This is a genomic window from Sphingobium sp. MK2, assembly GCF_040170545.1.
Taxonomy (GTDB): Bacteria; Pseudomonadota; Alphaproteobacteria; order Sphingomonadales; family Sphingomonadaceae; genus Sphingobium.
This window is the reverse complement of the sequence record NZ_JAZDXA010000011.1, coordinates 50,201-62,338: the sequence shown is the minus strand read 5'-3', so window position 1 is coordinate 62,338 and position 12,138 is coordinate 50,201. Positions and strand designations below refer to the sequence as shown.

At 63.5% G+C, this 12,138-nt stretch carries 15 protein-coding genes; 5 read left to right on the top strand and 10 right to left on the bottom strand.

The features are described 5' to 3' along the window. Position 1 precedes the first annotated feature (1 nt). Positions 2-1,147: an acyl-CoA dehydrogenase family protein gene (locus tag V2I08_RS07245; protein WP_349634509.1), complete on the bottom strand. Its 1,146-nt coding sequence runs from the start codon at positions 1,145-1,147 to the stop codon at positions 2-4. Positions 1,148-1,214: 67 nt separating this feature from the next. Between V2I08_RS07245 and V2I08_RS07240 the strand changes: the two genes are divergently transcribed. Beyond that, positions 1,215-1,526, top strand: a complete 312-nt coding sequence (locus tag V2I08_RS07240) for a GIY-YIG nuclease family protein (protein WP_349634588.1) — start codon at positions 1,215-1,217, stop codon at positions 1,524-1,526. 73 nt (positions 1,527-1,599) lie between these two features. On the opposite strand, the gene V2I08_RS07235 is transcribed toward V2I08_RS07240, so the two are convergent. After that, positions 1,600-3,099, bottom strand: coding sequence for a CoA-acylating methylmalonate-semialdehyde dehydrogenase (locus V2I08_RS07235; RefSeq protein WP_349634508.1), 1,500 nt, complete (start codon positions 3,097-3,099; stop codon positions 1,600-1,602). A gap of 107 nt (positions 3,100-3,206) precedes the next feature. On the opposite strand from V2I08_RS07235, the gene V2I08_RS07230 reads away from it, so the two are divergent. Genes V2I08_RS07230 through V2I08_RS07215 form a run of 4 tightly spaced genes read left to right on the top strand, consistent with a single transcriptional unit; the run spans position 3,207 to position 6,537 of the window. Continuing rightward, positions 3,207-4,109 carry a LysR family transcriptional regulator gene (locus V2I08_RS07230; protein ID WP_349634507.1) on the top strand — a complete coding sequence of 301 codons (903 nt, stop codon included), beginning with the start codon at positions 3,207-3,209 and terminating at the stop codon, positions 4,107-4,109. 38 nt (positions 4,110-4,147) lie between these two features. Continuing rightward, on the top strand, positions 4,148-4,777 hold the full coding sequence (locus V2I08_RS07225) for a methyltransferase domain-containing protein (protein WP_349634506.1): 630 nt from the start codon (positions 4,148-4,150) through the stop codon (positions 4,775-4,777). A 60-nt stretch (positions 4,778-4,837) separates the two neighbouring features. Beyond that, positions 4,838-5,770, top strand: coding sequence for an ABC transporter ATP-binding protein (locus V2I08_RS07220; RefSeq protein ID WP_349634505.1), 933 nt, complete (start codon positions 4,838-4,840; stop codon positions 5,768-5,770). Continuing rightward, the gene (locus tag V2I08_RS07215; protein ID WP_405053627.1) at positions 5,770-6,537 is read left to right on the top strand and encodes an ABC transporter permease; all 768 of its coding nucleotides are present in this window, start codon (positions 5,770-5,772) and stop codon (positions 6,535-6,537) included. The genes V2I08_RS07220 and V2I08_RS07215 overlap by 1 nt, the downstream gene beginning before the upstream one ends. Positions 6,538-6,645: 108 nt before the next feature. On the opposite strand, the gene V2I08_RS07210 is transcribed toward V2I08_RS07215, so the two are convergent. The 8 genes from V2I08_RS07210 to rpsR form a co-directional block, all read right to left on the bottom strand. Continuing rightward, entirely contained in the window at positions 6,646-6,966 is a 321-nt protein-coding gene (locus V2I08_RS07210) for a hypothetical protein (protein ID WP_037479154.1), read from the bottom strand. A gap of 74 nt (positions 6,967-7,040) precedes the next feature. Continuing rightward, positions 7,041-8,405, bottom strand: coding sequence for an MATE family efflux transporter (locus V2I08_RS07205; RefSeq protein ID WP_349634504.1), 1,365 nt, complete (start codon positions 8,403-8,405; stop codon positions 7,041-7,043). Between the two features lie 10 nt (positions 8,406-8,415). After that, positions 8,416-9,351: a DUF808 domain-containing protein gene (locus V2I08_RS07200; RefSeq protein WP_349634503.1), complete on the bottom strand. Its 936-nt coding sequence runs from the start codon at positions 9,349-9,351 to the stop codon at positions 8,416-8,418. Between the two features lie 93 nt (positions 9,352-9,444). Continuing rightward, the gene (locus tag V2I08_RS07195; RefSeq protein WP_310224527.1) at positions 9,445-9,678 is read right to left on the bottom strand and encodes a hypothetical protein; all 234 of its coding nucleotides are present in this window, start codon (positions 9,676-9,678) and stop codon (positions 9,445-9,447) included. Between the two features lie 2 nt (positions 9,679-9,680). After that, the gene (locus V2I08_RS07190; RefSeq protein ID WP_349634502.1) at positions 9,681-10,007 is read right to left on the bottom strand and encodes a hypothetical protein; all 327 of its coding nucleotides are present in this window, start codon (positions 10,005-10,007) and stop codon (positions 9,681-9,683) included. Positions 10,008-10,046: 39 nt separating this feature from the next. Next, positions 10,047-11,105, bottom strand: coding sequence for a PHB depolymerase family esterase (locus tag V2I08_RS07185; protein ID WP_349634501.1), 1,059 nt, complete (start codon positions 11,103-11,105; stop codon positions 10,047-10,049). Positions 11,106-11,295: 190 nt separating this feature from the next. Then, entirely contained in the window at positions 11,296-11,898 is a 603-nt protein-coding gene (rplI, locus tag V2I08_RS07180; RefSeq protein WP_349634500.1) for a 50S ribosomal protein L9, read from the bottom strand. A 13-nt stretch (positions 11,899-11,911) separates the two neighbouring features. After that, positions 11,912-12,136: a 30S ribosomal protein S18 gene (gene rpsR / locus V2I08_RS07175; RefSeq protein ID WP_006950194.1), complete on the bottom strand. Its 225-nt coding sequence runs from the start codon at positions 12,134-12,136 to the stop codon at positions 11,912-11,914. Positions 12,137-12,138: the final 2 nt, after the last annotated feature.

The window sequence follows — 12,138 nt, the reverse complement described above, 5'->3', positions numbered from 1 at the left end:
TTTAATCCCGCAGCATATCCCGCGCGATGATCATGCGCATGACCTGGTTGGTGCCTTCGAGGATGGAATGGACGCGCAGGTCGCGCCAGAAGCGTTCGACGGGGTAGTCCATCAGATAGCCATAGCCGCCATGGAGTTGCAGCGCGCGGTCCACGACGGAGGAGCCGGTGTCGGTGGCGAAGCGCTTGGCCATGGCGGCGAAGCGGGTCTTGTCCGGGGCGTTGTCCGTGACCTTGACGGCGGCGGCGTAGAGCAGGGTGCGGGCGGCCTGCAGCTCGGTCTCCATGTCGGCCAGCATGAACTGGGTGTTCTGGAAGTCGGCGATGGACTGGCCGAATTGCTTGCGGTCCTTGGTATATTGGACGGCTTCGTCGATGCAGCGCTGCGCGCCGCCGAGCGAGCAAGCGCCGATGTTGAGGCGGCCACCGTCGAGGCCCGCCATGGCGATGGCAAAGCCCTGTCCTTCGGCGCCGACGAGATTGGCGACGGGGACGCGGACGGCGTCGAAATTGACCTGGGCGGTGGGTTGGCTGTGCCAGCCGAGTTTGCGTTCCTGCGCGCCAAAGCTGACGCCGGGCATATCCTTGTCGATGACGAGGCAGCTAATGCCCTTTGGCCCTTCCTGCCCCGTGCGGACCATGACGAGATAGACTTCATTCTCGCCGCCGCCGGAGATGAATTGCTTGGAGCCGGTGACGACATAATGGTCGCCATCCTTGACCGCCTTGGTCTTGAGGCTGGCCGCGTCCGAGCCTGCGCCTGCTTCGGTCAAGCAATAGCTGGCTATGCGGGTCATGGGGAGGAGGTCGGGGAGATAGGCGGCCTTGAGCGCTTGGCTGCCGAACGTGTCGATCATCCAGGCGGCCATATTGTGGATCGAGATGAAGGCGCTGGTGGAGGGGCAGCCATAGGCCATGGCTTCCATGATGAGCGCGGCTTCGAGGCGGCCAAGGCCGATGCCGCCGGCGCTTTCGGAGACGTAGATGCCGCCGAAACCCAGTTCCGCCGCCGCGCGGATCGTGTCGCGGGGGAAGATGTGTTTTTCGTCCCACTCGGCGGCGTGCGGGGTGATCGCGTCGGCGGTGAAGCGGCGCGCGAGCTCCTGGATTTCGCGTTGGTCGTCGGTGAGGTCGAATTGGTTGGTCATTGCCTTACCCTAAATTGGCGTCATGCCGGACTTGATCCGGCATCCATTGGCGCTTCATATGATCATCATGTCCAACCAGCCCTGTGTCTACATCCTTGCAAGCGGTCGGCATGCTACGCTGTATATTGGTGTTACAGGGCATTTGTTCGAGCGTATCCATCAACATCGCACCGGCGTATTCGATGGGTTTACGCGGCGATACGGGGTCCAGCGATTGGTGTGGTTCGAACATCAGGCGGATTTCCCCGCTGCGATCGCGCTTGAGAAGAAGCTCAAGAGATGGCGACGGGAGTGGAAGGTGGCGCTCATCGAAAAGGATAATCCGTTCTGGGAGGATCGTGCGATCATGCTGGGTTTACCTCCACTCGATCAGGCGTAGAGCCAATGGATGCCGGATCAAGTCCGGCATGACGGCAGAAAGGGGGGATGCGTTGTTGCTCTCCCCCATCCCATCACCCCATGGTCGGGATGACGAAGGCGTTGGCCGCGTCGCCCACGCCGCCATCGGGCCAGCGCTGGGTGATCGTCTTGACCTTGGTCCAGAATTTCACGCCTTCCATGCCATGCTGGTTGGTGTCGCCGAAGGCCGAGCGTTTCCAGCCTCCGAATGTGTGATAGGCGACGGGGACCGGGATCGGCACATTGATGCCGACCATGCCGACATCGACGCGGGCGGCGAATTCGCGGGCGGCGTGGCCGTTGCGGGTGAAGAGGGCGACGCCATTGCCATATTGATGCTGGCTGGGGAGGGCGACGGCTTCTTCGAAACTGTCGGCGCGGACCATCTGAAGGACGGGGCCGAAAATCTCTTCCTTATAGGCACTCATGCCGGTGGTGACATGGTCGAAGAGGGTGGGGCCGACGAAGAAACCTTCCTCATGGCCCTGCAGCGTGAAGCCGCGACCGTCGACCACCAGTTCCGCGCCCTCATCGACGCCGGTCTGGATCCAGTTTTCGATCTTCTGCTTGTGCGCGGCGGTGACGACCGGGCCATAATGGGCCTCGGCATCGGTGGAGACGCCGACGCGCAGCGCTTCGATCGCGGGGATGAGTTTTTCACGCAGAGCCACGGCGGTCTTTTCGCCGACGGGGACGACGACGGGGAGGGCCATGCAGCGCTCGCCGGCCGAACCGAAGGCCGCGCCGGACAGGTCGTTGACCACCTGGTCGAGATCGGCGTCGGGCATGACGATGCCGTGGTTCTTCGCGCCGCCCATCGCCTGGACGCGCTTTCCGGCGGCGACGCCGCGATTATAGACATAATGGGCGATGTCGGACGAGCCGACGAAGCTGACGCCCTTGATGTCCGGGTGGTCGAGGATGGCGTCGACCATTTCCTTGTCGCCCTGCACGACCTGCAAAATCCCTTCTGGCAGGCCTGCTTCGAGAAACAGTTCAGCGAGGCGGACAGGCACGGAGGGGTCGCGTTCGGAGGGCTTGAGGATGAAGGCGTTGCCGGTCGCGATGGCGACGCCCGACATCCACAGCGGGATCATGCCGGGGAAGTTGAAGGGCGTGATGCCAGCGCCGATGCCGATCGGCTGGCGGAAGCTGTAGACGTCGATGCCCGGTCCTGCGCCTTGGGTATATTCGCCCTTGAGGACGTGGGGGATGCCGCAGCAAAATTCGATGACTTCGAGGCCGCGCTGAATGTCGCCCTTGGAGTCGGCGATCACCTTGCCATGTTCGGAGCTGAGCAGATGGGCCAGCTCGTTCATATTCGCTTCGACCAGCGCCTTGAAATTGAACATTACGCGGGCGCGGCGCTGCGGATTGACGGCGGCCCAGGCGGGCTGCGCCTTCTTGGCAGCGGCGACGGCGAGGTCGAGCAGGGCAGCATCGCCCAAGGCCACGCGGGCCTGGACGCCGCCATTATTGGGATCGAACACGTCGCTATAGCGTGTCGCTGGCGCGTCATGGGTGAAGGCGAGCTTGTGCGAAATCTCACGCATGGAAGGCATCCTCTCAAATTGTTGCCGCCTTCTAGGCTGCTTGCGTTATTGCAAGCAATGGGGAAGTTATGCATGGGTGGCCTGCAATTTTGCAGGGGTGGGGCGGCATGTTCGATTGGGATGACCTGCGCGTGTTTCTGGCGGTGGCGCGGGCGCGCAAGGTGGCCCCGGCGGCGCGGGCGCTGGGGATCGACGCGACCACGATCGCGCGGCGGCTGGCGCGGTTGGAGAAGGCGCTGGACGCCGAATTGTTCGAAATGGGCGCGGGCGAGCGCAGCCTGACGGCGCGGGGGCAGGAATTGCTGGGCCATGCCGAGGCGGCCGAAAGCGCGGCACTGGCGGCTGTCGAGGAGATGCGCGGGCAGGAGCGCACGCTGGCGGGGCAGGTGCGGCTATCGGTGGCGGAAGGGTTCGGCACCTGGGTCTTGGCACCGGGGATGGGCGATTTCAACCGGCGGCATCCGGGCATCCGGCTGGACCTGATTACCGCATCAGGCTTCCTCAATCCGTCCAAGCGCGAGGCGGATATGGCGGTGATGCTGGCGCGGCCGCAGCGGGGGCGGTTGATGGTGCGGCGGCTGGGGGATTATCGGCTGCATCTTTATGCCTCGCCGGATTATCTGGCGCGGGCGGGGCGGCCGGATACGCCCGCTGACCTGCGTGGGCATACGCTGATCGGCTATGTGCCGGAATTCATCTTTTCGCCGGAGCTGGACTATCTGGACGAGGTGGAGGCGGGGCTGGAGGCGCATCTGCGGTCGACCAGCATCATCATGCAGCAAAGGATGATTGCGGAGGGGGCGGGGATCGGCGTGTTGCCGGACTTTATCGGCCGGCGTGACGCAGGGTTGGTGCCGTTGATGGCCGAGCGGGTGGAGATTACGCGCAGCTTTTGGCTGGTCATGCACGGCGACCTGCGCAAGTTGGCGCGGATCGCGGCGGTTGCTGATTGGCTGCAGGAGAGAATAGAAACGCTAAAGCCAATCGACGGGACGGCTCCGGCTCGCTAAGGGAGTCGCGATGGATAGAGAGCGGTCGTATTTCGCCCATGCAGCATAAGCCCAAGCGGAGCCGGGCAATCGCCCTGCCGAGCGGGGAATTTCGCGCCCGCGCCACCGAATATCTCGATTTCCTGGCCGCCTGGGTCCAGAAGCCGCGCCAGACCGCGTCGGTCGTGCCGTCCAGCCGCTATCTCGCGCGGCTGATGGTGGCGCAGATTGATCCGAGTGATGGCCGGGTGCTGGAACTGGGCGGCGGGACGGGCGTGTTCACGCGCGCCATTCTCAAGACCGGCCTGCCGCCCGAAAAGCTGGAAGTGGTGGAGATTAATCCCGCCTTTGCGCGCGGATTGCGGCGGCATTTCCCGCAGGTATCGGTGCTGGAAACCCCGGCGCAGATCGTGTCGACCGCGACGGCGGGGGAACCGGGCGATTATCAGGTGGTGGTGAGCGGACTACCGCTGCTGGCGATGGACCGGCATATGCATCACGACATATTGTCCGAATCCTTCCGTATGTTGCAGCCGGGGGGCAGCTTCGTGCAGTTCACCTACTCGATGCGGCACCCGGTCAATCGGGAGGTTATCGAGGCGCTGGGGCTGGATGTCGTGCGTGTCGGTCAGACGGTGCGCAATTTTCCGCCTGCGACGGTCTTTCGGTTCACACGTCGGGGCGAATAGGTTGCGTTTGGCAATCGGCCCCCTATCTTTGCCGCAACGCAATAAGGGGCAGAGCCATCCATGGCATCCATCATCGAGATTGAAGGCCTGACCAAACGCTATGCGTCGGGACATGAGGCGCTCAAGGGTGTTGACCTGACCATCGAGGAAGGCGAGATTTTCGCGCTGCTGGGGCCGAACGGCGCGGGCAAGACGACGATGATTTCGATCATCTGCGGCATTGCGCGCGCGACGGGCGGCAGCGTGACGGTGGCCGGGCATGACATTGTGCGCGACTATCGCGGGGCGCGATCGGCGATCGGGCTGGTGCCGCAGGAATTGTCCACCGACCAGTTCGAGCGGGTGATCGACACGGTGACGTTCAGCCGGGGGCTGTTCGGCAAGCCGCGCAATCCGGCGCATATCGAGAAAGTGCTGCGCGACCTGTCGCTGTGGGACAAGCGCAACAGCAAAATCTTGGAATTGTCGGGCGGCATGAAGCGCCGGGTGATGATCGCCAAGGCGCTGAGCCATGAGCCGCGCGTGTTGTTTCTGGACGAGCCGACCGCTGGCGTGGACGTGGAGTTGCGGCGCGACATGTGGACGCTGATCGGCGAATTGCGCCAGACCGGCGTCACCATCATCCTGACCACCCATTATATCGAGGAGGCCGAGGAAATGGCCGACCGGGTGGGGGTGATCAACCGGGGCGAGCTGATGCTGGTCGAGGACAAGGTCGCGCTGATGAAGAAGCTGGGCAAGAAGACGCTGAGCGTCGTGCTGGCCGAGCCGCTGACCACCGTGCCCGGCGAATTGGCCGAGTGGGACGTGGCGCTGAAGGCCGATGGCCATGAGATCGAATATATTTTCGATACGCAGGCGGAGCGGACCGGCGTGTCGTCGCTGCTGCGGCGGCTGGGGGACCTGGGCATTGCGTATAAGGATCTGAATACGCGGCAGAGCAGCCTGGAGGATATTTTCGTGAGCCTGGTTCATCAGGAGAAGGCGGCGTGATGCTCCAGAATTTGCGCGCCATTGCGGCCATCTATCTGTTCGAACTGCATCGGTTCCGGCGCACGCTGATGACGGGCTTGCTGGTGCCGGTGATCACGACCTCGCTCTATTTCGTGGTGTTCGGCGGCGCGATCGGGTCGCGGATGACGGAGGTGGACGGGATTCCCTATGCTGCCTTCATCGTGCCGGGCCTCATCATGATGTCGATGTTCACCGAGAGCATCTTCAATGCGAGTTTCGGCATCTATATGCCTAAATTCACCGGCACCATTTATGAATTGCTGTCGGCGCCGGTGTCGGCGACCGAGACGATCATTGCCTATGTCGGCGCGGCGGCGACCAAGTCGCTGATCGTCGGCAGCATCATTTTCCTGACGGCGCATCTGTTCGTCGATGTGCAGGTGGCGCATCCCTTTGCGATGGCCGGGTTCATGGTGCTGATCGCGATCAGCTTCTGCCTGTTCGGCTTCATTCTGGGCGTATGGGCGCAGAGTTTCGAGCAGTTGCAGGTGATCCCGATGCTGCTGATCATGCCGATGACGTTTCTGGGCGGGGCCTTTTATTCGGTCCAGATGCTGGCCGAGCCGTGGCGGACGATCACGTTCTTCAACCCGATCGTCTATCTGATCTCCGGTTTCCGCTGGACCTTCTTTGGTCAGGGGGATGTGGGGATCGAGTTCAGCCTGTTGTTCGTCGCGGGGATGCTGGCGGTGTGTATCGCCATTATCGCGTGGATGTTTCGGACGGGGTATCGGTTGAAGAAGTGAGGGGGGCGCGCCCCGACCCGTTCGTTTCGAGCGAAGTCGAGAAACCTGAGCGCAGCGTTTCTCGACTTCGCTCGAAACGAACGGAGGTTGTGCGTAGCCCTCCGCCGATCAGGCAGCGGCGCTTTCCGGGGCTACGGCGAACAGGGTGACGTTGCGGTATTTGTCGTCATTCTGGTCATAGAGCCCGTGCATCGCTTCGAACTGTTCATCCAGCACCTTGAGGTCGGACAGGCCGACCAGCTTGAACGTGCCGAGCTTGAGTTCGCGCGGGGGGGTGCCGTCGCGATCGACAGTCACAGCGTCGATGAACAATTCGTCATGGCGCGTGTAGAGAATGTGCGGGGCCAGGGTGACGACCATCTTGTTATAGGTCACCTTCAGGCACTTCTGGAGCGCGATCGCTTCAAAAATCTCGGTCGGGGCTTGCATGATGTCCGATTCATGACTGATTTTGCCGATTCTTTCAATTGCTTTGTGCGCCGCACCATGGACGCACGACGCAATCAGGCCGGGACGAGGCCGAGCCGCTCGCGTAAGGACCAGCGGATGACCAGCATTATCGCGACGACGCCAAGGCCACTGGCAAGGCCGAGCCAGATGCCGAGGCCGTCCATGCCGAGCGGAAAGGCGAGCAGGCTGCCGACGCCGATCCCCACCACCCAATAGCCGATGAGTGCGAAGATCATCGGGATGGTCGTGTCCTGCAACCCGCGCAGCACGCCCGCGCCAACGGCCTGCGCGGCATCGACAAGCTGAAACAGGGCGGCGATGGCGAGGAAGCTGATGGCGAGGCTGATCGTCTGGGCATTGGCGGGGTTATCGAGGTCGAGGAACACGGAGACAAGGGTTCGCGGCATCAGGATGAGCGCGGCGGCGGCGGCGGCGGCAAAGCCTGTGCCCAGGATCAGCGCCAACCAGCCAGCGCGGCCGATCCCGGCGCGATCATGCCGTCCATGGGCGATGCCGACGCGCACGGTGGCAGCCTGGCCTATGCCCATGGGCACCATGAACACCAAGGCGGCGATCTGGATGGCGACCGCATGGGCGGCGAGCGAATCGCGGTCGATCAGTCCCATGAGCAGCGCCGAGGCGTTGAACACGGTGGTTTCAAAGCCGAGCGTGATCGCGATCGGCAGGCCGAGCGCCCATACCTGTCGCTGCCGCTCACGGTCGCGGGTCCAGAAACGCCCCAGGATGCGATAGCGGCGGAAGCGCCGGTCAATGAGGATGACGCCGAGCAGGCCGAAGAAGAGGAAGGCCGATGAGACGGTGCCAGCCAGCCCGGCACCGAACAGGCCAAGCGGCGGAAAGCCGAGATGGCCGAAGATCAGCGCCCAGCCAATGAGCAGGTTGAACGGCAGCGCGCACAGCATGACGAGCAAGCCCCAGATCGGCCGTTCCAACGCGGCGATGAAGGTTCGCAGCGTGGTGAAGCCGAGGAAAGGGAGCAGCGCCCATTGCATGCCGTGCATGAGATGTCCGGCATTGCGCGACAGGTCGGCATCCTGCCCCATGGCGAGCAATATCGCCTCGCACTGCCACAGGATCGCCCATGCGGGCAGGACGAAGAAGAGGGCGGCGCGCAGCGTCTGCTGAACGGTGCGGCGCACGTCGCGCACCGAATGGCGGCGGCGGCCGCGCTCGCTGGCGATCAGCGGCGAGGCGGCGGTGACGAGACCCATGCCGAACAGCAGGAAGGCGTGGAAGAGGTTGATGGCGAGCGCGCCCGCTGCGACCGCTTCCGCGCCGAGGCGGCCGAGCAGCAGCAGGTCTGTCGCAGCGATCGCCGACCAGGCGATATTGCCCGCGATCATCGGCAGGGCCAGCACGATGAGGGCGCTGGCTTCAATGCGCCAGGGGGACGCCAAGGGCCGCGCCTTAATGCGTTTTATGAGGAATGAGATGGAGCACGGCGACGATGATGGCACCGATTATCAGGCCGACAATGCCTGCGCCGATGGCATTCACCACCCAATCGACCACGGGGCCGATGGCGGGCAGGGCCTGGGCCGCGCCCTGCGCCAGATGGTGGATCATGTCCGGGATCAGATCGAGATGATATTCGTGCAGGCCGTGGACGATGAGGCCGCCGCCGACCCACAGCATCGCAGCGGTGCCGACGACGCTTAAGATCTTCATGAGGATCGGCATCGCCTTGACGAGGCCACGGCCGATCGCGCGGGTGACATAGGAGGCGCGCTGGGCGAGGTGGAGGCCGATATCGTCCATCTTCACGATCAGACCGACGACGCCATAGACGCCCGCGGTGATGGCGATGGCGACGACGAACAGGACGATCGCCTGCTCCCAGATCGGCTTGTCCGCCACGGTGCCGAGCGAAATGGCCATGATTTCGCCCGACAGGATGAAATCGGTGCGGATCGCGCTCGACACTTTCTGATTTTCAAGATCAGTGGAATTGAGGGTCGCCAGTGCTTCTTCGACAACGTCATGACCACCCTGGAACGCTTCCAGCAGTTTTTCCGCCGCTTCGAAACAGAGGAAAGCGCCGCCTACCATCAGCAGGGGTGGCAATAACCATGGTGCCAGGGCGCTGATGAGCAGTGCGGCGGGTAGAAGGAAGAGCAGTTTGTTGCGGAGCGACCCCTTGGCGATCCGCCAGATGATCGGCAACTCGCGCTCCGGGCTGAGGCCCATGACATAATTGGGCGTCACGGCGGTGTCGTCTATCACCACGCCCGCCGCCTTCGTGCCCGCCTTGCCCGCTGCGGCGGCGACGTCGTCCAAAGATGTCGCGGCAAGGCGAGCAATGCCCGCGACATCGTCGAGCAGCGCAATCAGACCCGAAGGCATGGACGGTTATTCCCCTATTATGGGCGGAGATCGGCCGCCCCTTGTGCGCGCTTCATAGAGGCCGGGCGACTGGGGAGCAATGGCGTGTATAGGTTAGTAATTGCCCGGCGGATCGCTGGCGGGAAAGCTCTGGTCCGACTGTTCATCGACCTTGTCCCAATCCGCTTCGGCGATACCTTCTTGTGGCCCGGCGTCACGTACGATTCCTGACGAGCCTACGGCACCGCGATCATCGGCCACCTTGCCGTCGCCCATCCATGCGCGCCAGCCCTTGAGCGCAATGGCACCCAGGCCGGTGACGATGGCCAGTTTGAACAGACCCTTCATGTTCAATTCTCCCGCTCGTGATGAATGTGGACCCAATCAGCCCGATCATGGCCGACCGCTTCGCAGGTTAACCGGATTTCACCTTCTTCGTCCGACCCGCCCGAATCGCTATCGGTTGCGTTTGGCTGCGCCACAGTCCAGCGTTCGCGCAGCGCCGCGTCAATCATCGCTTCCCAGATCGCCGCATCGCCGACGGCGCGCATGGCTTCGTCCGGTTCTTTCATCAGCGCAAGGATGCTGGCCGCATCCTGAACGCGGGCGGGCCAGTCGTCGGGTGCGTCCGTGGCAAGATGGCGGGCCAGCTTTTCGATCAGGGCAGGGTTTTTCATGCAAGCGCAACGCGCCGCGCGGGACGGCGTTCCGTGGCGTCAGGGTGCAGCCTTGCGCACGGGCTTGCGTCGGCGGGCGAGGAAGAAGCGCAGCATTTCGCGCGAGGCGTCGGGACCGGCGGGATCGGTATAGGAACCCGCGCGCGCGCCACCCGACCAGGCGTGGCTGCTGCCATGAATGGTCCAGTTTTCCAGCATGACGTCGCCCTTCCCATCGCGATGTTCGGTGCGGGTGAAGGCGCGACCCCCTGCCGATGTGCCCTGTTCCGATTGGCTGACCAGCGGGCCATGGGCCGATCGTTCGAGCAGCGACCGGAAGCCGTCTGCATTGGAGGGGTGGACGACCGTATCGGCATCGCCATGAAAGACGATGGTTGGGCGGGGGCGGGGTGTGCGGCCGGTCGGAGTCTCGCTCGTCGAGCGACCCCGCATGGCGGCCAGCGCGCCGCTGACGGTGCTGACGTCGCCACGGGTCAGGGCGGAATGGATGCCGACCGCGACGAAGAGTTCGGGATAGGCCTGGCCGATGATCGCGGCCGCTACGCCGCCGGCCGAGATGCCCGCGATATAGACGCGCGTGGGATCGGCGCGGGACAGCGCGATGGCGTGGCGGGTCAGCCCGGCAATCAGGGCCGGTTCGCCCTTGCCGCGCAACTGGTCGCCGGGGCGGTGCCAGTTCCAGCAGCGGGCCATGTTGGCCGACCGGGATTGTTCGGGATAGAGCATGATGACGCCGCGTTCGTCGGCAAGCTCGTTCATGCCGGTGCCGGTTGCGAAATCGCCTGCCGATTGCGAGCAGCCATGGAGCATCACGACGATCGGCATGCGGCGGCGCGCGGAGCCGGTCGGGGTGTAGAGCTTATAGCGGATCGCGCCATGCTTGCTTTCGAACAGGCCGTCGATGAAGCTGCCGGGCAGGGGGCGGGCAGGCGGGGACGGCTTGGGCGTCCGCTTGACGGCAGGTTTGCGGGTCGGAGCCTTTTTTGGGGGCTTGGCCGGGGTTGTCAGTAGCCCATGCATGGCAAAGGCGGCCGACATCGGGCGGCCTTTCTGCATCAGTTTCGCGGCCTTCATGGCCGACACGAACGGATTTTTCATGGGATGTCCCTTGCTGGCGACAGGTTGTTGGCCAACCAAGATGCAAGCCAGACAAGGGTAACGGGCTGCGCGCGGGTTTGATCCTGCAGTGCAGCATTTACTTGCACGTCAAGGGCCAACCCTTTGTGCGGTATCAACAAAAAAGCCGCCCGTTGCGGGGCGGCTTTCTCGTTTGATCGGAAGAGGAGGCTCAGGCGTCTTCGGCCGGGGCTTCGTCTTCAGCCTTGTCCGTGGCGATTTCGCCTGGTTCAGCGTTAGGATCATAGTCTTCGGTGAAGCCGCTCTCGTCCTTTTCGAACAGGTCAGCCATCACGTCCACGCCTTGCGACTGGAGATCGGCTTCTTCCGGCGAGCGGGCGACGTTGACCTGGATCGTGGTCACGACTTCAGGGTGCAGCGCAACCTTGACGTCGAACACGCCGAGCGTCTTGATCGGGCGTTCCAGCACGATCATCGACTTGGTCACATTGCTGATGCCCTGCGCGTTGAGCGCTTCGAGAATGTCGCGAACCGCAACCGACCCATAAAGCGCGCCAGCGTTGGACGACTGGCGGATCAGGACGATCTGGGTGCCGTTGACACCATCGGCCGCGGCTTCCGCGTCGGCACGACGGGCAGCATTGTCGGCTTCGATCTTGGCGCGGTTGGCCTCGAACAGCTTCTTGTTAGCGTTGTTGGAGCGCAGCGCCTTCTTGTTCGGCAGCAGGAAGTTACGGGCATAGCCGTCCTTGACGGTTACGATGTCGCCAATGGCGCCGAGCTTCTCGATGCGTTCGAGCAGAATGATTTCCATGGGGCTTACTCCCTTACTTCACGATGTAGGGCAGCAGGCCCAGATGACGGGCGCGCTTGATGGCCTGGGACAGTTCGCGCTGCTTCTTGGCCGAAACGGCCGTGATGCGGCTGGGGACGATCTTGCCGCGTTCGGACACGAAGCCCTGCAGCAGACGGACGTCCTTATAATCAATCTTCGGCGCATCCTTGGCGGCGAAGGGGCAGCTCTTGCGGCGGCGGAAAAATGGGCGTGCCATGG